Raw genomic sequence first — 19,682 nt, 5'->3', positions numbered from 1 at the left:
CCCTAGATTGAACAAATTTCAATCCACAAAGATCAACACGCCCTAGTAGATTAGTTTAATTACGCTAAGGTTTTTTAAAACCTTTTTAATACGTAAATTAAGTAAACCTTGCTCTTTATTACTTATATTATTGTAGGTGATAAAGAGCGAGCTTTTAGAAACCCCTCTTGAGATAGCACGTATTTAGTGCCTATATACTTGCAGTTAGTTTTTTCTTAAAACGTTGATGATAACCACAAACGTAATTTTAGTGACCATAACGGCTGAATGCCTGTTAGCCCTTGCGTCATTTTATTATCTTTTAAGATTATATAAGATGGCGTGACTTGCCCTTGCCAATCGGCAAATATCTCACCGTGTTGATCGTTGACAGTGGTAAAACTGTAGCCATGATCATTTAGATACTCATGTAGTTTTTGATCCGAGCCTGATTTTATTGCGATACTCACGACAGGGTAGTTATTCTCGTTTGCGAGTTCGTTTATGGCAGGGGAGGTAATACTACAAATAGGGCACCAAGTTCCCCAAAAATAGACAAGTGTTGGTTTATCTTGGCTCATTGCTGACAAATCAATGTTTTGCCCTTTATAATCTATTAATTGTAATTGAGGATTTGCTGGCATAACAGGTTGTCGCCACCAATTGACAGCGTTATAAATTACGAAAAATATGAAACCATATATCAACACACTTTTTAATATTGATAGGCCTTTTTGTTTTGGCGTTTTTTTAGGTGTGTCTTTTTTATTTTTGGTACCCGTTGTCATAGTTGCAGCTTTACCCTAAGTGTTTTTTACTTTAGTTATTTGCAAAAGTTTCTAATTTAAACCAGCAACCAAGTAGCAGTACCTAAAAAGGCGAATATACCCACAATATCTGTCACCGTGGTTAGCACCACACTCCCTGCAAGTGCTGGGTCTATATTCATTCTTTTAAGAATAATAGGGATACTCGCACCAGCAACACCTGCCACCACTAAGTTCATAAACATAGCGAAGGCGAGTACGCCACCAAGCATAAAGTCCCACTGCCATAGGGCAATAACACCTGCTATTAACAACGACCACAAAACACCGTTTAACGCGCCAATAGCAAGCTCTTTCATCATCAAGAAACGTTGGTTTGTTTGATTTATATGACCTACCGCAATACCACGAATAACAAGCGTTAATGATTGGCTACCTGCAACACCGCCCATAGAAGGGACAATACCGTTAAGTACAGCTAAAATAGGTAAAACATCTAAAGTGCCTTCAAAAAAGCTAGCTACAAAAGCAGCTGCAAGTGCAGTCAGCAAGTTAACACCTAACCAAACTGAGCGTTTTTTAGAGCTTTTTAGTACGGGAGCAAAAGTATCTTCTTCATCATCAAGACCGGCTAAGCCTAATAAACTATGCTCAGCATCTTCTCGAATTACGTCAACGATGTCATCGATAGTGACACGACCAAGGAGCTGATCGTTATCATCAACGACGGGGGCCGATATCCAATTATGACGCTCAAATAATTGAGCTACTTCACTTTCATCCATTGAGATTGGGATAGACTCACAATCTTCATCCATTAAATCGCGAACAATCTTTTCTGGTGGATTAGTTAATAATGTACTGAGTGATAAAGCGCCTATAAAGCAGTTATGCTTATCAACAACATATAAGTCATCGGTACCTTCTGGTAACTCGCCACGTAGCCTAATATATCGAAGTACAACATCAAGCGTAACGTCAGGGCGAATGGTCACCGTATCGGTGTTCATGAGCGCGCCAGCAGAACGCTCTTGATACGAAAGTGCTTGTGTTGCACGTTCACGGTCTTGAATGTCCATCGCGCTAACAACGTCTTTGTAAACGGTGTCAGGCAGGCTACGTAATACTTCACCTAAGTCATCATGGCCCATATCTTCGGTTGCGGCTGCAATGTGCTTAGGTTCCATTTGGGCAATAATGCCTAAACGTACATCTTCTGATAGTTCTTCAAGAACATCACCTTGTACATCGGGATCAACCAACTGCCAAAGTAGTCGGCGAATTTTATGCGGTGATGACTCTAATAGTAGTGCGGTATCACAAGGAGCTGTTTTTGCGAGCATGCGCCTAACTTGAACAAATTGACCACTATTAAGTGACTTAGTCACCTGCTTTAGTTGTTGTAGTGGGTAATCTTGTTCAAAAGCTTCAGGCATTGGCGTCCTTTATAAATTTTTATATTACTTTATGAGGGGAGGTGAGTTAACTGGCGTCACTAACCATATTTATTTTATATATCTGTTTTAGTTGAGGCATTAGTAATGCGAGTGTTGTTTTTATAAAACAGATTACTCTTGTTCATTAAAGCGTTGTGCTATCAATTCTCCAACAGCATGTAAAGCTTGCTCAGAATCAGGGCCTTTACATACAACTTTAACTTCTTTGCCTTGGCTACTTTCAAGTAACATGAGTGCAAGTACGCTATCGCCTGCGGCTTCTTTGTCATCTTGAAATAATGTAATTGTAGCATCAAACTGCACTGCCAATTGGGCAAGTACGGTGGCTGCTCTGGCGTGTAATCCTAATTTGTTTTTTATTAAAAAAGTGTCTTCACAATGCATAAGTTACTCTACCTAAGCTGAACAGGTGATTATTCAGCTATATTATTTTTCTTGTTCGCGATGGCGAATTTTTACATTGGGGTGTGTCATTGCAAAACTTTCACCAATAGTTTGCGCTAAATATACAGAGCGATGTTGACCGCCCGTACACCCAATGGCAATGGTCAAATAACTGCGGTTATTTCTCTCTAAGTGCGGCAACCACGTTTGTACAAATGTTTGAATTTGCCATGTGAACTTTTGCACAATACTATGACTAGCCAAATAATCTTTAACAGGTTGATCTAACCCATTTAAAGGCTTTAATTCAGGCTCCCAATGAGGGTTTGGTAAAAAGCGTGCATCAAATACATAGTCTGCTTCTTTTGGGATACCGTGTTTAAAACCAAACGATTCAAACGTGACAATAAGTTGCTTATCTTTTTTACCTAAAATCTTTTCACGAATAGATTCAGCAAGTTGATGAACGCTTAAATCAGTTGTATCTATCATAAAGTCGGCGCGGGTGATTAATACATCAAGTAATTCTTTTTCTTTTTTGATGGCTAAATCAAGAGGCAACGAGTCAATTGATAGTGGGTGTAATCTACGAGTTTCAGAAAAACGTTTGATCAATGTTTGATCGTCGCTATCTAAATAAAATAACGTAGGTTTTGCAAAGCCAGGCAAGTATTCAAGAATATCGTTAAATTCATCTTGTTGTTTAGGGATGTTACGCACATCAATGCTAACAGCAATTTTATCATAGCTATCAGACACACTGCGAACTAATGAAGGAAGCAAGTTAACTGGAATATTATCTACGCAATAATAACCTAAATCTTCTACAACGCGTAAAGCAACCGACTTTCCAGAACCAGAACGGCCGCTTATGATAATTAACTCCATTTATCACCCTTTAATAAAACTACGATTGATCAACAATAACTTGGTAAAGTTCAGCATCTGATTTTGCACTACGTAACTGCTTACAAAAATCTTTGTTATTGAGTCTATCAGCAATGGTAGCTAGAGTCTTTAAGTGCTGCTGGTTATCTCCATCTGGTACGATGAGTGCGACGAAAATATCAACAGGGCGGTTATCTATAGCATCAAAATTTATTGGCGTTTCGCTAACGAGCACTAAAGCCAAAGGCTCTTCTGCACCGCTCATTCTTCCGTGAGGAATCGCAATGCCACGCCCTATACCTGTACTACCCAATTTCTCTCTACTCATTAAAGCAGTTAGAATGTCTTGTTGCGGTAGGTATGGAAGTTTAGCGTGAGCAAGTTCGCTAATGAACTCTAAAATCCTTTTTTTGCTATTAAAAAGGACCGCAGCTTTGCTGCAGTCCTGGCATATAAGTGAGCTTAATTTCATCATATTAGTGTCGAGCAAGCTTCTCTTTGTGTTTAATTACTTGGCGATCTAGCTTGTCGATCAACGAGTCAATGGCGGCATACATATCTTGATGTTCTGTAGAGGCAAAGAGTTCGGCGCCACTTACGTGTATTGTCGCTTCTGCTTTTTGATTTAGTTTTTCTACATCAAGAATGACATGAACATTATTAATATGATCAGAGTGTCTTTCTAGCTTCGCAAATTTGGTATTAATATAGTCTCTTAGTGAATCGGTTAATTCTACGTGACGACCAGTTAAGTTTAGTTGCATAAGCATTACCCTCTTTTTTTTGCGTCTTAAATCAAACTTTTACGCTGATTTGACGGTGGAATAGCCAGAGATTCGCGGTATTTTGCGATTGTACGTCTCGCTACTTTAATTCCTTGCTCAGCCAATATATCCGCTATTTTGCTATCACTCAATGGTTTTGCTGAGTTTTCTGCTGCGATTAATTTTCGGATAAGCGCACGGATTGCTGTAGATGAACATTCACCACCGTTTTCGGTGCTTACATGGCTTGAGAAAAAATATTTAAGCTCAAATATACCACGGGGTGTGTGCATATACTTTTGGGTTGTTACGCGCGAAATTGTTGATTCGTGCATTTCTACCATTTCAGCAACATCATTTAAAACCATTGGTTTCATGGCTTCAGGACCGTGTTCAAAAAAGCCTTGTTGTTGCTTAACAATACAATTTGTTACTTTTAATAGCGTGTCGTTTCTACTTTCTAAGCTTTTAATAAACCATTTAGCTTCTTGTAAATGCGAGCGAATAAACTGGCTGTCACCACTGGATTTTACAGTGCGAGACATTGCAGCGTATTGGCTATTAACACGAATTTTAGGCATGCTATCTGGGTTTAACTCAACAACCCAGCGGCCTTTAATTTTTTTAACTGACACATCAGGAATAACATACTCAGACTCTTCTCTTACAATAGTATCTGCAGGCTTAGGGCTAAGAGTATGTATTAATGTCATTACTTCTTTAAGCTCTTCTTCTTTGAGCTTAGTCTTCTTCATTAATGTACGATAGTCACGAGCTGCTAATAAATCAATATGCTCGGTTAAAATCATTTTCGTTTCATTAATGTAAGGTGTTTCTTTATCAAACTGGTTAAGTTGAATACATAAACACTCTTGTAAACTACGTGCAGCAATACCGACAGGATCAAACAGTTGGATGCGCTTTAATACTGCTTCAATTTCATCAAGTTCAACTTCGTTATCTTCTTCGTTTTCTTGATTAAAGCTTTCTAAAATTTCTTCGCAGCTTAGTGTTAAAATGCCTGAATCATCGACGGCTTCTACAATAGCAATAGCAATGGCTTCATCGGTAGGGCTAAATGGCGTTAGTTGTAATTGCCACATTAAATACTCATGAAGCGTTTCAGTAGAGGCGCCTTGGTATATTGATTCGTCTTCAGGCATTGGACCTGATGATGCTGCAGGGGCGGCACTCATGTACTCATCCCAACTAACATCCATAGCCATGTCGTCACTTAGCGTGTCTTTTGCAAGTGCTTCACCACTATCTTGTTCGTATTCGCTTGGAGCATCATCGGCAGATGCGCTAACAGTTATGTCATCTGTATCTGCTTTTTGCTCGTTTTTACCTGCAGCGTCTTCGGAATAGTCTGGTTCTTCAACCTCTAATAGCGGGTTGCTGTCGAGAGCTTCTTGTATTTCTTGCTGGAGATCCAATGTACTGAGTTGCAACAAACGAATAGCCTGTTGCAGCTGTGGAGTCATTGTAAGTTGCTGGCCCATGCGCAGCTGTAGTGATTGCCTCATGTATCTCTAACAATCCTTTTATGTTGTTATAATTAATACTAGCAGATGCTTAAAGACATGGCGTAAATGTTACAGCCTAAATTGCTCGCCTAAGTAAACATCGCGTACTGTTTTATCATTTAATACGTGTTCTGGAGTACCTGATGCAATCAGCTCCCCATGAGAAACAATGTAGGCTTTTTCACAAACATCAAGGGTTTCTCTTACGTTATGATCGGTAATTAATACACCAATCCCACGATTTTTAAGATGTTCTATTATTTTCTTTATGTCTAATACCGAAATCGGGTCAACACCTGCAAATGGTTCATCCAGTAATATAAATTTAGGATCTGCTGCCAGCGCACGTGCTATTTCAACACGACGACGTTCGCCACCCGACAATGCCATACCTTGGCTATCACGAATGTGTTGTATGCTAAATTCATCTAATAATTTATCGAGAGTGTCTTCTCTAGCTTGTTTATTTAACTCTTTGCGCGTTTCTAAAATGGCCATTAAGTTTTGATAAACAGTCAGCTTTCTGAATATTGAAGACTCTTGCGGTAAGTAGCCAATGCCTAATCTAGCACGACTATGCATAGGTAAAAGAGTAATATCGTTATCGTCTATCGATATTTTACCTTTGTCGCTAGGTACAAGTCCTACTATCATATAAAACGTGGTAGTTTTACCTGCGCCGTTAGGGCCAAGTAAGCCAACAATACTGCCAGCTTTGACTTCAAGGCCGACGTTTTTTACAACTTCACGGCCTTTATAGCTCTTTGCTAATAGCTCTGCTTTTAATGTGCTCATGGTTGACCTTTGTCGCTTTTTTTACTTTTTTTAGTCTCGATTGGTACTAAAATTGTGTGAACGCGGTCAGTTGAGTTTTCATCTTTTTCGGCACTGATTAGCTGCTGCTCTATATCGTAGGTAATGCTTTTAGCATTTATTTTTTGTCCCGCTTGCGATACTTGTGCATTACCAACAAGCGTTAAAAAACGCTTAGATACATCATAACGTACTTCGTCAGCACTGGCGCTCATAGTCGTGCCATCTGATTGCTTTTCTTCAAAGTGCGCAGGGCTACCTGTAGCAATTAATAATTGTTTATTATCGCCAAGTTCATCGCGTTTATGTACTTCTAAGCGGTCGGCTGTGATACGGCGGTTACCGTGAATAATTTCAACGTTTTTTTCAAAAATCCCGACATTAGCTTTTAATTGACCTTCTTGCTTATCGGCGCTTATTGAAATTTGATTTGCAGCCGGTTGCGTGTTTTGCTCTGCAGCACTACTATTAAACGCTAGTATAAGTGTAGGAATAATAAGTGATTTTAATATTTTATTGGTCATAATATATGGTTCGCGTATGGTTAATTAGTTTTATCACTTCGGTTTTTAAGTCGGCTTCTAGGCCTTTACCAGTGATTTTTAAATTGGGTCCAGTGATGATAACGGGTTGCTCCGAACGCATTGTTAATAGCTTTATATCTACCTGAATATTATCAGCATTGATTTTGTCTATCATGGCGTTATCGGTTAAGTTTTTGGCAACCACATTGCCTTCTAAAATTAATTGTTTGTCTTCGTATAATGTTGCTTCGTCTGCATTTATTTGCCACGTTTGCTTTTCGTTATATAAAGTAAAAATAGGTTTTTCAAAAAACGTAAAACCTAATTGTTGATATAGCTCCATTTTAGCCGCAGTGACTTTGTGGCTAATTTTACCTTGTTCGTCATAGGCTGTTTGTTTGAGTTCTATGGCTATGTAATCAGGCTTGGCAATAACTTCAGGCTCAGTCTGAGGCACAATATTTGTTTGTGTAAAATAAGGGTACCAAAGCCAAACCATACAGCTAATGAATAAAACGCTTAATATTATGCGCGCTGCATTCATGAACTAGTGCCTTGTGTAGTCAATGCTTTACCATTTTCAAGCATAAGTAAGTCGGTGAGCTCTCTTACTGCACCAAAGCCGCCAGGCATTTGCGTTACATAGTGTGATAAACGTTTAATAAGTGGATGGGCATCATTTACTGCAACAGCAAAGCCGACTAATTCCATAACGGGCATGTCAGGACCATCATCACCTATATAAGCAATTTGTTCATCGCTAAGGTTGAGTTTGTCTTTTAGCTCTTGATAGGCAATGAGCTTATTTTCTTGGCCTTGATAAATATGCTGTACGGTTAAGCTGCTCATACGTTGTTGCACTATTTGTGAATGACGACCAGTAATTACAGCCACTTCAAAGCCACTGTTTATAAGCGCTTTAATGCCAAAACCATCTTTTGTATTAAATGCTTTTAGCTCTTCACCTTGATTACCAAGATAAATACGGCCATCAGAAAATACACCATCAATATCGCATATAAGTAGCTTTACTTTTTTAGCGCGTGCTTTTGCATCATCGCTCAGCGGTTGATAGAGTTCTTCAAATTGCATTTATAACACTCCTGCTTTTAATAGGTCTTGCATGTTTAATGCGCCAATAGGTTGGTTTTTATCATTGACGACGATTAAGCCATTTATACGTTTGTGTTCCATAATATTAAGCGCTTCAGCAGCCAAAATATCTTGTGTAGCCGTAGTACATGACTTAGTCATAACAACATCTATTTGTGTTGTATGAATATCAATTCTTTGCTCTAAAATACGACGCAAATCGCCATCGGTAAATAATCCCACGAGCTGCTGATCTTCATCAACAATGGCTGTCATACCTAGCCCTTTAGCAGACATTTCAATAAGGGCGTCTTTAACTGTTTGTGAAACGCTAATAATAGGTGTATTTGCGCCGCTGTGCATAACATCTTTTAAAGTAAGTAATAAGCGCTTGCCTAAACTACCACCTGGGTGAGATAACGCGAAGTCATCAGCTGTAAACCCGCGAGCTTCTAATAATGCAACTGCCATGGCATCGCCCATCGCAAGCGTTGCAGTGGTACTTGATGTAGGAGCTAGACCCAATGAACAGGCTTCTTTTTCTACTTTAATACACACATGTACATTAGCAAGGGTCGCCATGGTTGATTGCGTATTGCCAGTCATCGATATCATTTTGGCACCAAGTCGTTTTAAAACCGGAATGATATTTAAAACTTCGCTGGTCTCCCCTGAATTAGAAATAAGCATAACCACGTCATTTTTAGTGATCATACCTAAATCACCATGACTTGCTTCACCAGGGTGAACAAAAAATGCTGGACTGCCAGTGCTTGCAAGGGTTGCCGCTATTTTATTGCCAATATGACCTGATTTACCCATACCAATGACAATAATACGGCCTTCGCAGTCGTACATTAATTGGCACGCGTTATGAAAATTTTCATCTACATATTGTGCAATATCACTAAGTGCTTGGCGTTCAACATCTAAAACGCGAAGGCCTTGTTCAATAAAATTTAGCGTTGCCATCATTTACCCTACTTGACTAAAAATATACCCTTGGTAACCCAAAAACGCTATTAGCAATAAGCCGCCTTCTACTCTATTGATACGTTGGGTGCCTCTAAAGTTCAATGACATAATAATTAGGGCAAGTGTTGCGCCAATCATAATTAATACGTCTCGGCTTACTAATGATGGGTCAATGGCAGAAGGGTTAATAATACCGGCAAGTGGTAATACCGCTAGAATATTAAATATGTTTGAGCCAACAATATTACCTAGTGCTAAATCATCTTCATTTTTAAGTACACCTGCAACCGAAGCGGCAAGTTCTGGCAAGCTAGTACCAATGGCAATAATCGTTAAACCAATTACTAGGTCGCTTAAGCCGAAGTATTTAGCAATATCGACAGCCGAACCTATTAAAAAATGAGAGCTAACAGGTAGGAGTATCATGCCGACAACTAACCAAAATACCGCTTTTTTCGTAGGTACATCGTTTGGTACATCGTCGCAGGCTTCTGAGACAAATGGGTCATCTTGGTTTTTTGCACGCATAGATACAATAATTAACCCACCGATGAATACGATAAAGCCAACCAAAAGTGCAACACCTTCATTAAATGAAAAGTAGTTATCTGAAAACACATACCAAGTAGCTAAAGATACGAGCATCACTAATGGCATTTCACGTTTTAATGTACTTGATGAAACTGAAAGAGGGCGAAATAAAGCTGTGATACCTAACACAAGTAAAATGTTTGTAATATTAGAACCAACAGCATTACCAACTGCTGTGTCGGTTTTATTAGCCAAAGCGGCAGAGGCTGAAACCATCATTTCGGGTGCTGAAGAGCCCATAGCTACCACGGTTAAACCAACAATAAGTGTAGGTACACCAAAGTTTTTAGCAAGAGCCGCAGCGCCATAAACAAACCTGTCTGCACTCCAAACAAGAGCTGCAAAACCAAGAATTAAAATAACAAACGAGGTAACCATTGTGTTAAGCCAGTTATACAAAATACGGATGGCGCGAATAGTAACAAAAGCCAAGATGAAAGTATAAATAAAAGAGTAAGGTCAACTACGTAACAATGCTGCTTTTAAACAGCTAATTTAAAAATTTAAGCCGGGGTTAAGCTGTTTTGAGCGAGTCTTATAATCCTTTTCATGGGTGTATTACAAAATCTTACGAATTGTTTTTTCCATCTTTGACAAAAAAGCTTTAAAATAGGTGCACTAGTGAACATTTTTATGGAGAGCGACTTGTCGCAATCAATAGTAGAAGTCAAGGATGTTAGCTTTTCGAGAGGCAATAGAATCATATATAAAAATATGAGTTTTAGCGTTCCTAAAGGTAAAATTACTGCGATCATGGGGCCAAGCGGAATTGGCAAAACCACTATGTTGCGTTTAATTGGTGGTCAGCTTAAACCAGATTCAGGTGATATTTTATTTGAAGGTGGCAGCATTCCTAAAATGTCTCGTAAAGAGTTATACGAAGCACGTACTAAAATGAGCATGCTTTTTCAAAGTGGTGCGCTGTTTACTGATATGTCGGTATTTGACAATATTGCGTTTCCTATAAGAGAGCACACAAAGCTAAGTGAAGACCTTATTCGATTAGTTGTATTAATGAAATTGCAAGCGGTTGGGCTACGTGGCGCTAAAGATTTAATGCCCTCTGAGTTATCGGGCGGTATGGCAAGACGTGCTGCACTTGCGCGCGCTATAGCACTTGATCCAGAGCTAATCATGTACGATGAACCATTTGCAGGACAAGACCCTATTTCGATGGGCGTATTGGTTAAGCTAATTAAGTCGCTTAACGAAGTATTGGGTTTATCGTCTTTAATTGTGACACACGATGTGACAGAGGTAATGAGTATTGCCGATCACGTTATAATTATCGCCGATCAAGGTGTAATTGGTTGTGGTACTCCTGATGAAATGCGCAATCATGAATCTCCTTTAGTTCAACAGTTTTTAAAAGGCTTGTCGGATGGTCCGGTACCATTTCATTTTCCGGCTCAAGCTTATGCAGATGAACTGCTTGGAGAAAAAGCATAATGTTGGATTTATTTCAAAAGCTAGGGCATAAAACGCTAGGACGTTTTGCGGCTCTTGGCCGTTCGGCTTATATGCTGTTTAGTGCGCTTGCGCATGTTCCTAATTTTAAAAAAGGCACACCGTTACTTGTTCGCCAACTTTATATGGTCGGTTCGCAATCGTTGCTGATTATTATGGTGTCGGGTTTGTTTATCGGCATGGTGTTGGCTCTACAAGGTTACACCGTATTAGTTGGTTATGGCGCTGAGGATAGTTTAGGGCCGTTAGTGGCACTGAGTTTATTGCGAGAACTGGGCCCGGTTGTTACTGCATTACTATTTGCAGGACGCGCAGGTAGCGCATTGACTGCTGAAATTGGCTTAATGAAAGCAACAGAGCAACTTTCATCACTTGAGATGATGGCAATCGATCCGCTAAAACGTATTATTGCACCGCGCTTTTGGGCGGGTTTTATAAGCATGCCATTGCTTGCATTGATATTTTCAGCCGTAGCAATCATAGGCGCTCATTTAGTGGGTGTAGATTGGCTGGGGGTTGATACAGGTAGTTTTTGGTCAATCATGCAATCACAAGTGTCGTTTCAGCAAGACATACTAAACGGTATTATTAAGAGTTTTGTATTCGCCATAGTGGTGACCTGGATTGCGCTTTATAAAGGATATGACTGTGTGCCGACCTCAGAAGGGATCAGCAAAGCAACCACCGAAACGGTTGTTCATTCGTCATTAGCAGTTTTAGGTTTTGACTTTATTTTGACAGCGGTAATGTTTACCAGCTAATAGGGTATAGATAATGAATTCACGGAAATTAGAAATTTTAGTTGGTTTTTTTGTAGCACTTGGCATTTTAGCTTTTGCGATGCTCGCACTTAAAGTTGCCAATTCAGGTATTAGTGGCTCTGGCGAAACATATACGCTTAATGCCAAGTTTGAAAACATTGGCTCATTAAAAGCGCGTGCGCCGGTAAAAGTAGGTGGTGTTGTAATTGGTCGTGTTGAATCAATTTATGTACACCCACAAGAGTTTTTACCAGTGGTAAACATGACCATTGATGCACAGTATTTATGTCGTTTTTCAGACACAAGCTCAATCTCTATTTTAACGTCGGGTATTTTAGGTGAGCAGTACTTAGGTATTCACCCTGTCATTTCTCCAGATTCGGCTAAACAACGTTGTTTAGGCGAAACAGTGACTGAAAACAAGCAAGATGAAGCAATTGACGATTTGTTTGGTGTGGAAAGTAAAGCACTAGGTGATGGCGATTCAATTACTGATACTAAGTCTGCCATTGTACTTGAAGAATTAATCGGGCAGTTTTTATTCAACCAAGGTAGTGAGTAATTATTATGTTGAAAAAGTTTTTAGCTATTGTAGCAATTGGCACAATGACGCTAACTCAAAGCGTAAGTGCAGCAGATGTTAAATTGGTTGATCCAAATAAAATGGTACGCCAAGTTGCCGATAATACATTTGCACGTATTAAAAAAGATCAGCCATTAATTGTTAAAAATCAAGAGCATCTTCGCGTAATCGTTGAAGATGAATTAATGCCTTATATCGACTACAAATATGCAGCACTTCGCGTACTAGGTAGTGAAGTATCTAAAGTACGTGCAATTACCGACGAAGCTGAAAAAGCCAAAGCAATTAAAGAAATTCAACGCTTTATTGGTGTTTTTAGAGAGTACTTAGTTGCTACTTATGCAGGTGTATTCACTCAATATACAAACCAAAAAGTTGAGTTTGGTGCAGAACAAGCATTTAAAGGCAAAGATGTCGTTGTCGTTAAAACTAAAATTATTGAAGATGGTAAACCTGATATCAGAATCGATTTTAAAGTACGCGAAGACCGTGACGGTGAATGGCGCGCGTACGATATGATTGCTGAAGGTATTAGTTTACTAGATGCAAAACAAAGTGAGCTACAAGGTATTTTGCGTCAGCAAGGTATTGATAATGTAAGTAACCTTTTAGAGCAAAAGAGTCAGCTACCAGTTCAGTTTAGAGGCAGTAACTCGAATGACTAAATTGGCAATAAGCCAAGTTGATGGACAACATTTTCGAGTAAACGGTGAGCTTACTCGAAATTCAATTGGCGATGAACAGCTTCTGAACAACAAGCTATTAACCAAGCATAAAATCATCTATTTCGACCTAAGTGGTGTATCTAGGGTTGACACAGCGGGCTTAGCTTGGTTAATTCACTCTTTTGCAGAATTAAAGCAGCAAGGCATTCGCCTTGAATTGCAAAACCTACCTGAGCAATTGCAAAATTTAATGCAACTGGGTCAGGTTACAACCCTATTTGAGTGAGAGTTATGGAAACTAGCCAAGTCGAAACATTATTACGCGAAGAACTTCAATTAGCTGAAGTACATGTAAAAGCCAATGGTAGTCATTATGAAGTTGTTGCAGTAGGTGAATGCTTTGACGGTTTAAGCCGAGTTAAAAAGCAGCAGCTAGTTTATGGCCCATTAATGAATACAATTTCAGATGGCACAATTCACGCAGTATCTATTCGTGCATTTACTCCTGTAGAGTGGAAGCGTGAACAAAAATTTATTTTACCGCAATAAATAGGGCCTCTTAATGGATCAATTTGTAATTCAAGGTGGTACTTCACTTGCTGGTGAAGTGACTATTTCTGGCGCTAAAAATGCCGCACTTCCTATTTTGTTTGCTTCATTATTAGCTGATGGAAAAAGTACATTTACTAATGTACCGCGCCTTCGCGATATAGTGACCACTGAAGCCTTATTAAAAACTCTAGGCGCTGATGTTAATTGGCACGGCGATACGCTAGTGATTGACGGCGCAACGGTTAATAAGACATTAGCGCCATACGACTTAGTTAAGCAAATGCGTGCCTCTGTACTTGCATTAGGCCCTTTAGTTGCTCGTTTTGGTGAAGCTCAAGTGTCTTTACCTGGTGGGTGTGCTATTGGTGCTCGCCCTGTTGATATTCATATTCAGGGTTTGGAGCGCATGGGCGCGGTAATTAACGTTGAAAATGGTTATATTAATGCCAAGGTAAACGGTCGCTTAAAAGGCGCTGAAATCTTTATGGAAATGGTAAGCGTAGGCGCTACCGAAAATCTATTGATGGCAGCTGCCCTCGCTGATGGTAAAACCATACTTGATAACGCTGCACGCGAGCCCGAAATAATTGATTTAGCTAACTGCTTAATTGCTATGGGCGCTAAAATTACGGGTGCAGGCACTAGCCGCATTGAAGTTGAAGGCGTTGAGCGTTTAGCAGGATGCGAGCACAGCATTTTACCAGATAGAATAGAAACAGGTACGTTTTTAGTCGCTGCAGCAATGGCAGGCGGTGAAGTACTTTGCAAAAACACTGACTTTCATTCTCTTGAGCCTGTGATTGAAAAGCTACGTGCAACAAATGCACACTTAGAAGTACATAACGACAGTATTTATCTTGATATGCGCGGCCGAGAACTGAGAGCCGTGAATATTAAAACAGCTCCACACCCAGGTTTTCCTACGGATATGCAAGCTCAGTTTACAGCATTAAATGTAGTAGCAAATGGTAGTGCAACGATTACGGAAACGATTTTTGAAAACCGTTTTATGCATGTACCTGAGTTGCAGCGTATGGGCGCTAATATTCGTTTAGAAGGGCATACCGCAATTTGTGGTGAGACTGAGAGCCTAACGGGCGCGCAAGTGATGGCAACCGACCTACGCGCTTCAGCTAGCTTAATCTTAACGGGTATAGTGGCACAGGGTGAAACGGTTGTTGACCGTATTTATCACGTTGATAGAGGTTATCAGCGCATTGAAGATAAGCTAAGTGCGTTGGGTGCAAATATTAAACGTCGAAGTAGTTAAGTAGATATTTAACTAGGCTATTTTTAAAAAGGTCGGATATGCAAATTGCTATCCGACCTTTTTATTGACGATTTATGCAGCTTGGTATTATACCAATTCCAATAAATAGCTGATCTATTTTACTTGCTAAAACAACCCATTCCTTTGTTGTCAATTTCGTAAAGGGAACAACCATTTACATCAATTTACGCCTAGAACTGAATTGTTTTTTCGGTGTAAAATTCAGATCACATACTTAATGGAATTGGTGTTTTTTTTATTAAAGCTTTGTTTCAAGCTCTGCGACAGTCACCATAATCTTTTCTATTTTACCATTCCGGTAAAGCTCAAATTCTATTTCTTTACCGGGTTCTGTATTACCTATTTCTTCGAGCACTTTTTGTGGATTTGCTACCGAAAGCCCTGCAATTTTAATAACAATATCTTGCTCTTCAATACCCGCTTGCCATGCTGGTCCCAAAGGGTCTAAATTAGTAATACGCATGCCAGTAACTGGGGTCAGACTGTCGTTTACTTCCTTGCCGGTACTATCTACTGCTGTGCCTTCAAAGCCTAAATAGCCGCGCACAACGCGACCATGACGAATGAGCTTACTCATTACTTTTTTAGCAAGTGAGTAAGGAACCGCAAAGAATATTCCTTGAATATTCAAGTTCTCACGCGTTTTAAACTGCGCAGAAGTAATACCGACTAAATCACCATTGGAGTTAACTAATGCGCCGCCAGAGTTGCCCACGTTAATAGCCGCATCCATTTGTAATAAGTTATTGTACGGACTGTCTGTAATTTTTTGCTTACCCGTTGCGCTAATGATGCCTTGGGTGATTGTTTGACCTAAGTTAAGCGGGTTACCTATAGCAAGTACCACATCGCCTACGCTCGATACATAGCTATCGTTTACAGGAATTACCGGAAGGTGATCTGCATTTATTTTAAGTAAGGCTAAATCAGTAATAGTATCAAAACCAATTAGCTGCACATCAAAAAAGCGTCGACCATCGGTTAGAATAACCATAATTTGATCTGCATTATTAACAACATGGTAGTTGGTAAGAATGTAACCGTCTTGCGACATGATGACGCCAGAGCCTAGCTCTTGTACCGTGTTTTTTCTTTTATAACGAGGTTCTTTGGAAATACTTTCTGAAAAAATAGTAACCACAGAAGGAGCCGCTCGTTTAACTGCATCAGAAAAACTCAGGTGACTCGCACTCATAGCGCTTGGCAGGGGAACATTTGGTAGTAAAGCCGCTCGCATATTAGGGCTGAAAAAAACCACTAAAAAAGCAATACTTAGGCCTGCAAATAAAGGGGGAAGAATAAATTTTATTAGTTTAAGCACGATTTTCTTATTATGTAAGTGAGCAATCTCTTTATGATGACATAAAAAAAATAACAGCGGCAAGTGCCACTGTTATTTTTATTACACTAAATAGTGCTATTTATTACTGAATTAAAATAAATATAGACTCACGACCACGTTGCACGCCAAGTACGATATTACCTTTTGTACTGTCGATGATTTTATTCATGTCGCGAATCGTTTCTACTCGCTGGCGATTCACTTGCATAATAATATCGCCTTCTTCAAGGCCAACACGAGCAGAAGGTGAGCGAGGATCTACTGAAGTAATCTCAACACCTTTGTTACTGTTTTTTTGCACGTTTTCGAGCTCTGCACCTTGGAATGCGGGGTGTAGTTCTTCGCCTGTCGCTGTAACACCAGATGCGCCATCAAGCGTTACTTTTACTGTTTTAATTTTACCATCGCGGTAAATGCCTAGTTTTATCTCACGGCCTTCACCTAGCGTAGCAATTTTGCTGCGTAGTTCGTGGAAACCACTAATATCGCCACCGTTTATGCTAACAATAACGTCACCAGCTTCAATTCCAGCCTTACTTGCGGCAGTGTCGTCCATTACTTGCATTACATAAGCACCTTGTTTCACGTCAAGCTGCTGTGCTTTTGCAAGTCCAGCATCAAGTGGACGACCTGAAATACCTAGCGAGCCACGACGTACTTCACCATGCTCAATAATTTGATCAACTAGATTTTTCATCATATTAGATGGAATGGCAAAACCAATGCCCACGTTACCACCAGAAGCACCTAAAATAGCGGTATTAATACCAATCAACTCACCATTTAAGTTAACGAGTGCACCGCCAGAGTTACCTTGGTTAATAGCAGCATCGGTTTGAATGAAATCTTCGTAACCTTCAATGTTTAAACCACTACGACCAAGCGCACTAACAATACCAGAGGTTACTGTGTGACTAAGTCCAAATGGGTTACCAATCGCAACCGCGAAGTCGCCTACGCGTAAGCTATCGGAGTTTGCGAGTTTTATTTCAGTTAAGTCATCAGCGTCTATTTGTAAAAGAGCGATATCAGACTCTGTATCGGTACCAATTTTAGTTGCTTCAAATTCACGTCCATCTTCAAGGGTAACCACCATTTTTTCGGCGTCTTGAATAACGTGATTATTAGTCACTACATAACCTTCATCGGCATCAATAATAACTCCTGAACCCAGGCCACTAAATTGGCGTTTTTGGCTACGAGGCTGCTGTTGTCCAAAAAAGTATTCGAGTGGATCTGCACGGCGGCGTACTTCTTTAGAGCCTGAAACTTGGATACTTACAACACCAGGAGATATTTTCTCTAGCATAGGGGCTAGAGTGGGTAGTTGTTGACCATTTACTGCAATTGGCATTTTTGCATAAGATGCTACAGGGCTCATTAATAAGCTTGTAGATAAAATAGCTGCGCTGATAAGTGATAATTTCATTTTCATAGTCAGGGATAACTCCACTTAAGATAAAGCAAAAACCAAAAAGGGCTACTTTGCAGCAGCCCTTTTTGGTTTGTTAAGATAAAACAACAAAGCTGTTATATCTAAAGACTATGGGGTCTAAAAAAAGTTCATCAAGATGCTTTAGAATGTTCTGAAACTTTATTTTGACCAGCAAATAAACCAGATTCACCCGATACGTAATCAGCTGGTTGTGCTTCTGCAGAAGAACGGTCTGAACGACGCTCTTTTAAAGATGCTTGTAATTGTTCTGTTGTTTCTTTAGAGAAATAAGGTTCTGCTGGTGCTTTATTTCTATCTTCTAAAAGAAGCTGGTTTGTGTCCTCAACATGACTAAGCAGTTGGTCATAGTTCTCTTTCATCTTATTTACGAGCTTACCTGTATTCGCTAAATGATCAGCGACATCTTGGCGATACTGCTCAAGCGCGCTTTGTGCTTGTTCAGCTTGCTCTTTTAGTTCATCTTGCTTGAATTGTTTTTTAGTAACAAATGCACCAATAAAAAATGCTACAACAGCAACAATAACAATTAAACCTACCCACATAACTGTGCCCATAAAAACTACCCCTTTGGGAAAATAACTAACGAATGCTTGATTCAATTATAAATCATATTAAGTGTAATATACCCCGAGTTAAGATGCGTGTTAATATGCTTTACAAATTAAACTGCGTTTTTACTGTAAATAGATATGACTCCTTGGCAAACATACCAACAAGATTTGAAGCGAGATGACTTTGTACATGACGCAGCGCAAGAAAATGCTGTGCGCCATTTACAACGCCTATACGATGACTTAACTCAGGCAAAGCCAGCACCAAAAGGTTTTTTTGCTAAGTTATTTAACAATGATGAGCCAACGCCTATTAAAGGTTTGTACTTTTGGGGCGGAGTAGGGCGTGGTAAAACCTATTTAGTTGATACTTTTTACGAATCACTGCCGGGCACACGTAAAATGCGAGTGCATTTTCATCGATTTATGCATCGAGTCCATAACGAGCTTAAAAAATTAAACAACACGGCTAATCCATTAGAAAAAATAGCCGACACTTTTAAAGCTGAAACAGACATAATTTGTTTTGATGAATTTTTTGTTCAAGACATTACCGATGCCATGTTACTTGGTGGTTTAATGGAAGCGCTATTTGCTCGCGGTATTGTACTTGTTGCTACCTCTAATATAGTGCCTGATGATCTTTACAGAAATGGCTTGCAGCGCGCACGATTTGTACCTGCTATAGAGCTGGTTAAGCTCAATACAGAGATAGTTAATGTAGATTCAGGTATTGATTACCGGTTACGTACTTTAGAGCAAGCCGAAATTTTTCATAGTCCGCTGGATGAAGATGCAGATAAGAACCTATTTGAATACTTCGATAAGCTATCGCCAGAGCCTGGGCAATTAGATGAGCCTATAGAAGTAGAAGGACGCCTAATCAAAACACGCAAAGTAGCTAAATGCGTTGTAATGTTTGAATTTAGTGAGTTATGTGAAACGGCACGTAGCCAAGTAGATTACATGGAGATTAGCCGTTTATATAATACGGTTATTATTTCTAACGTAAAACAGCTTGGGCAAACTAATGATGACGCAGCTAGGCGTTTTATTGCTTTAGTAGATGAATTTTACGAGCGTCATGTAACTTTAATTATATCGGCCGAAAAGCCTATTACCGAACTTTATACTCAAGGTAATTTAAATTTTGAATTTAAGCGCTGTATAAGCCGCTTGCAAGAAATGCAGTCTTTAGAGTATTTAGCTAGAGAGCACTTAGTTTAAATAAGTAGGCAAAAGTGTAATAGGTCA

Annotated in this window: 24 protein-coding genes; 8 read left to right on the top strand and 16 right to left on the bottom strand. The window is 39.5% G+C overall.

Annotation, left to right across the window (positions count from 1 at the left end; translation table 11 throughout):
* Positions 1-215: 215 nt before the first annotated feature.
* From GQR46_RS03835 to GQR46_RS03775, 13 genes are all read right to left on the bottom strand, one after another.
* Positions 216-767: a protein disulfide oxidoreductase gene (locus GQR46_RS03835; protein ID WP_165721143.1), complete on the bottom strand. Its 552-nt coding sequence runs from the start codon at positions 765-767 to the stop codon at positions 216-218.
* Between the two features lie 56 nt (positions 768-823).
* Positions 824-2,182 (bottom strand): magnesium transporter, encoded by a 1,359-nt coding sequence (gene mgtE, locus GQR46_RS03830; RefSeq protein WP_010554268.1) that lies wholly within the window; start codon positions 2,180-2,182, stop codon positions 824-826.
* 132 nt (positions 2,183-2,314) lie between these two features.
* Positions 2,315-2,587 carry an HPr family phosphocarrier protein gene (locus tag GQR46_RS03825; RefSeq protein ID WP_002957937.1) on the bottom strand — a complete coding sequence of 91 codons (273 nt, stop codon included), beginning with the start codon at positions 2,585-2,587 and terminating at the stop codon, positions 2,315-2,317.
* A 42-nt stretch (positions 2,588-2,629) separates the two neighbouring features.
* A complete protein-coding gene (gene rapZ / locus GQR46_RS03820) occupies positions 2,630-3,475 on the bottom strand; it encodes an RNase adapter RapZ (RefSeq protein WP_165740000.1) in 846 nt (281 codons plus the stop codon).
* A gap of 19 nt (positions 3,476-3,494) precedes the next feature.
* Positions 3,495-3,947: a PTS IIA-like nitrogen regulatory protein PtsN gene (gene ptsN, locus GQR46_RS03815; protein ID WP_165740002.1), complete on the bottom strand. Its 453-nt coding sequence runs from the start codon at positions 3,945-3,947 to the stop codon at positions 3,495-3,497.
* A gap of 4 nt (positions 3,948-3,951) precedes the next feature.
* Entirely contained in the window at positions 3,952-4,239 is a 288-nt protein-coding gene (hpf, locus tag GQR46_RS03810; RefSeq protein ID WP_007580301.1) for a ribosome hibernation promoting factor, read from the bottom strand.
* 26 nt (positions 4,240-4,265) lie between these two features.
* On the bottom strand, positions 4,266-5,765 hold the full coding sequence (locus GQR46_RS03805; RefSeq protein WP_165739998.1) for an RNA polymerase factor sigma-54: 1,500 nt from the start codon (positions 5,763-5,765) through the stop codon (positions 4,266-4,268).
* Between the two features lie 69 nt (positions 5,766-5,834).
* Positions 5,835-6,560, bottom strand: coding sequence for an LPS export ABC transporter ATP-binding protein (gene lptB / locus GQR46_RS03800; protein WP_007580304.1), 726 nt, complete (start codon positions 6,558-6,560; stop codon positions 5,835-5,837).
* Complete coding sequence (gene lptA / locus GQR46_RS03795; RefSeq protein WP_024590191.1) at positions 6,557-7,102, bottom strand: lipopolysaccharide transport periplasmic protein LptA; 546 nt, start codon at positions 7,100-7,102, stop codon at positions 6,557-6,559. The genes lptB and lptA overlap by 4 nt, the downstream gene beginning before the upstream one ends.
* Positions 7,092-7,646 carry an LPS export ABC transporter periplasmic protein LptC gene (gene lptC / locus GQR46_RS03790; protein WP_007580308.1) on the bottom strand — a complete coding sequence of 185 codons (555 nt, stop codon included), beginning with the start codon at positions 7,644-7,646 and terminating at the stop codon, positions 7,092-7,094. The genes lptA and lptC overlap by 11 nt, the downstream gene beginning before the upstream one ends.
* Positions 7,643-8,194, bottom strand: coding sequence for a 3-deoxy-manno-octulosonate-8-phosphatase KdsC (gene kdsC, locus GQR46_RS03785; protein WP_007580311.1), 552 nt, complete (start codon positions 8,192-8,194; stop codon positions 7,643-7,645). Before kdsC ends, lptC begins: the two co-directional genes overlap by 4 nt.
* Positions 8,195-9,166: a KpsF/GutQ family sugar-phosphate isomerase gene (locus GQR46_RS03780; protein ID WP_165727702.1), complete on the bottom strand. Its 972-nt coding sequence runs from the start codon at positions 9,164-9,166 to the stop codon at positions 8,195-8,197.
* Positions 9,167-9,169: 3 nt separating this feature from the next.
* Entirely contained in the window at positions 9,170-10,138 is a 969-nt protein-coding gene (locus GQR46_RS03775) for a calcium/sodium antiporter (protein WP_024607453.1), read from the bottom strand.
* 255 nt (positions 10,139-10,393) lie between these two features.
* On the opposite strand from GQR46_RS03775, the gene GQR46_RS03770 reads away from it, so the two are divergent.
* From GQR46_RS03770 to murA, 7 genes are read left to right on the top strand one after another with little or no spacing between them, the layout of a single operon-like run.
* Positions 10,394-11,209: an ATP-binding cassette domain-containing protein gene (locus GQR46_RS03770; RefSeq protein ID WP_165727701.1), complete on the top strand. Its 816-nt coding sequence runs from the start codon at positions 10,394-10,396 to the stop codon at positions 11,207-11,209.
* Positions 11,209-11,988: a lipid asymmetry maintenance ABC transporter permease subunit MlaE gene (gene mlaE, locus GQR46_RS03765; protein WP_002957949.1), complete on the top strand. Its 780-nt coding sequence runs from the start codon at positions 11,209-11,211 to the stop codon at positions 11,986-11,988. Before GQR46_RS03770 ends, mlaE begins: the two co-directional genes overlap by 1 nt.
* A 13-nt stretch (positions 11,989-12,001) precedes the next feature.
* Complete coding sequence (mlaD, locus tag GQR46_RS03760) at positions 12,002-12,550, top strand: outer membrane lipid asymmetry maintenance protein MlaD (RefSeq protein ID WP_002957950.1); 549 nt, start codon at positions 12,002-12,004, stop codon at positions 12,548-12,550.
* Between the two features lie 5 nt (positions 12,551-12,555).
* Entirely contained in the window at positions 12,556-13,236 is a 681-nt protein-coding gene (locus GQR46_RS03755) for an ABC transporter substrate-binding protein (RefSeq protein WP_165739997.1), read from the top strand.
* Positions 13,229-13,522 carry an STAS domain-containing protein gene (locus tag GQR46_RS03750; protein WP_010554274.1) on the top strand — a complete coding sequence of 98 codons (294 nt, stop codon included), beginning with the start codon at positions 13,229-13,231 and terminating at the stop codon, positions 13,520-13,522. The genes GQR46_RS03755 and GQR46_RS03750 overlap by 8 nt, the downstream gene beginning before the upstream one ends.
* A gap of 5 nt (positions 13,523-13,527) precedes the next feature.
* Positions 13,528-13,785, top strand: a complete 258-nt coding sequence (locus tag GQR46_RS03745) for a BolA family protein (RefSeq protein ID WP_002957953.1) — start codon at positions 13,528-13,530, stop codon at positions 13,783-13,785.
* A 13-nt stretch (positions 13,786-13,798) separates the two neighbouring features.
* Positions 13,799-15,058: a UDP-N-acetylglucosamine 1-carboxyvinyltransferase gene (murA, locus tag GQR46_RS03740; protein WP_165727693.1), complete on the top strand. Its 1,260-nt coding sequence runs from the start codon at positions 13,799-13,801 to the stop codon at positions 15,056-15,058.
* 259 nt (positions 15,059-15,317) lie between these two features.
* Here murA and GQR46_RS03735 read toward each other — a convergent pair whose 3' ends face one another.
* The 3 genes from GQR46_RS03735 to GQR46_RS03725 form a co-directional block, all read right to left on the bottom strand.
* Positions 15,318-16,400, bottom strand: a complete 1,083-nt coding sequence (locus GQR46_RS03735) for a trypsin-like peptidase domain-containing protein (RefSeq protein ID WP_165739993.1) — start codon at positions 16,398-16,400, stop codon at positions 15,318-15,320.
* 103 nt (positions 16,401-16,503) lie between these two features.
* Positions 16,504-17,856, bottom strand: coding sequence for a Do family serine endopeptidase (locus GQR46_RS03730; RefSeq protein ID WP_165739991.1), 1,353 nt, complete (start codon positions 17,854-17,856; stop codon positions 16,504-16,506).
* A 131-nt stretch (positions 17,857-17,987) separates the two neighbouring features.
* Positions 17,988-18,431 carry a YhcB family protein gene (locus tag GQR46_RS03725; protein WP_165739989.1) on the bottom strand — a complete coding sequence of 148 codons (444 nt, stop codon included), beginning with the start codon at positions 18,429-18,431 and terminating at the stop codon, positions 17,988-17,990.
* A gap of 135 nt (positions 18,432-18,566) precedes the next feature.
* Here GQR46_RS03725 and zapE point away from each other — a divergent pair, with 135 nt between their 5' ends.
* Positions 18,567-19,655: a cell division protein ZapE gene (zapE, locus tag GQR46_RS03720; RefSeq protein WP_165739987.1), complete on the top strand. Its 1,089-nt coding sequence runs from the start codon at positions 18,567-18,569 to the stop codon at positions 19,653-19,655.
* The last annotated feature ends 27 nt before the right edge of the window (positions 19,656-19,682 follow it).

Origin of the sequence: Pseudoalteromonas sp. Z1A6 (genome assembly GCF_011378745.1) — a bacterium.
In the GTDB taxonomy this organism is placed as follows: Bacteria; Pseudomonadota; Gammaproteobacteria; order Enterobacterales; family Alteromonadaceae; genus Pseudoalteromonas; species Pseudoalteromonas arctica.
Note: the sequence above shows the minus strand (reverse complement) of the source record. Positions and strands in the feature narration are given on the sequence as shown.

Excerpts from the sequence above, each read along its gene's own strand:
- GQR46_RS03755 (WP_165739997.1), top strand. The coding sequence starts at position 12,556 with ATGTTGAAAAAGTTTTTAGCTATTGTAGCAATTGGCACAATGACGCTA.
- mlaD (WP_002957950.1), top strand. The coding sequence starts at position 12,002 with ATGAATTCACGGAAATTAGAAATTTTAGTTGGTTTTTTTGTAGCACTT.
- GQR46_RS03770 (WP_165727701.1), top strand. The coding sequence starts at position 10,394 with ATGGAGAGCGACTTGTCGCAATCAATAGTAGAAGTCAAGGATGTTAGC.
- lptC (WP_007580308.1), bottom strand. The coding sequence starts at position 7,646 with ATGAATGCAGCGCGCATAATATTAAGCGTTTTATTCATTAGCTGTATG.
- GQR46_RS03780 (WP_165727702.1), bottom strand. The coding sequence starts at position 9,166 with ATGGCAACGCTAAATTTTATTGAACAAGGCCTTCGCGTTTTAGATGTT.
- GQR46_RS03835 (WP_165721143.1), bottom strand. The coding sequence starts at position 767 with ATGACAACGGGTACCAAAAATAAAAAAGACACACCTAAAAAAACGCCA.
- mgtE (WP_010554268.1), bottom strand. The coding sequence starts at position 2,182 with ATGCCTGAAGCTTTTGAACAAGATTACCCACTACAACAACTAAAGCAG.
- lptB (WP_007580304.1), bottom strand. The coding sequence starts at position 6,560 with ATGAGCACATTAAAAGCAGAGCTATTAGCAAAGAGCTATAAAGGCCGT.
- GQR46_RS03745 (WP_002957953.1), top strand. The coding sequence starts at position 13,528 with ATGGAAACTAGCCAAGTCGAAACATTATTACGCGAAGAACTTCAATTA.
- lptA (WP_024590191.1), bottom strand. The coding sequence starts at position 7,102 with ATGACCAATAAAATATTAAAATCACTTATTATTCCTACACTTATACTA.
- rapZ (WP_165740000.1), bottom strand. The coding sequence starts at position 3,475 with ATGGAGTTAATTATCATAAGCGGCCGTTCTGGTTCTGGAAAGTCGGTT.
- GQR46_RS03805 (WP_165739998.1), bottom strand. The coding sequence starts at position 5,765 with ATGAGGCAATCACTACAGCTGCGCATGGGCCAGCAACTTACAATGACT.
- GQR46_RS03775 (WP_024607453.1), bottom strand. The coding sequence starts at position 10,138 with ATGGTTACCTCGTTTGTTATTTTAATTCTTGGTTTTGCAGCTCTTGTT.
- kdsC (WP_007580311.1), bottom strand. The coding sequence starts at position 8,194 with ATGCAATTTGAAGAACTCTATCAACCGCTGAGCGATGATGCAAAAGCA.
- zapE (WP_165739987.1), top strand. The coding sequence starts at position 18,567 with ATGACTCCTTGGCAAACATACCAACAAGATTTGAAGCGAGATGACTTT.
- hpf (WP_007580301.1), bottom strand. The coding sequence starts at position 4,239 with ATGCAACTAAACTTAACTGGTCGTCACGTAGAATTAACCGATTCACTA.
- mlaE (WP_002957949.1), top strand. The coding sequence starts at position 11,209 with ATGTTGGATTTATTTCAAAAGCTAGGGCATAAAACGCTAGGACGTTTT.
- ptsN (WP_165740002.1), bottom strand. The coding sequence starts at position 3,947 with ATGAAATTAAGCTCACTTATATGCCAGGACTGCAGCAAAGCTGCGGTC.
- murA (WP_165727693.1), top strand. The coding sequence starts at position 13,799 with ATGGATCAATTTGTAATTCAAGGTGGTACTTCACTTGCTGGTGAAGTG.
- GQR46_RS03730 (WP_165739991.1), bottom strand. The coding sequence starts at position 17,856 with ATGAAAATGAAATTATCACTTATCAGCGCAGCTATTTTATCTACAAGC.
- GQR46_RS03725 (WP_165739989.1), bottom strand. The coding sequence starts at position 18,431 with ATGGGCACAGTTATGTGGGTAGGTTTAATTGTTATTGTTGCTGTTGTA.
- GQR46_RS03825 (WP_002957937.1), bottom strand. The coding sequence starts at position 2,587 with ATGCATTGTGAAGACACTTTTTTAATAAAAAACAAATTAGGATTACAC.
- GQR46_RS03750 (WP_010554274.1), top strand. The coding sequence starts at position 13,229 with ATGACTAAATTGGCAATAAGCCAAGTTGATGGACAACATTTTCGAGTA.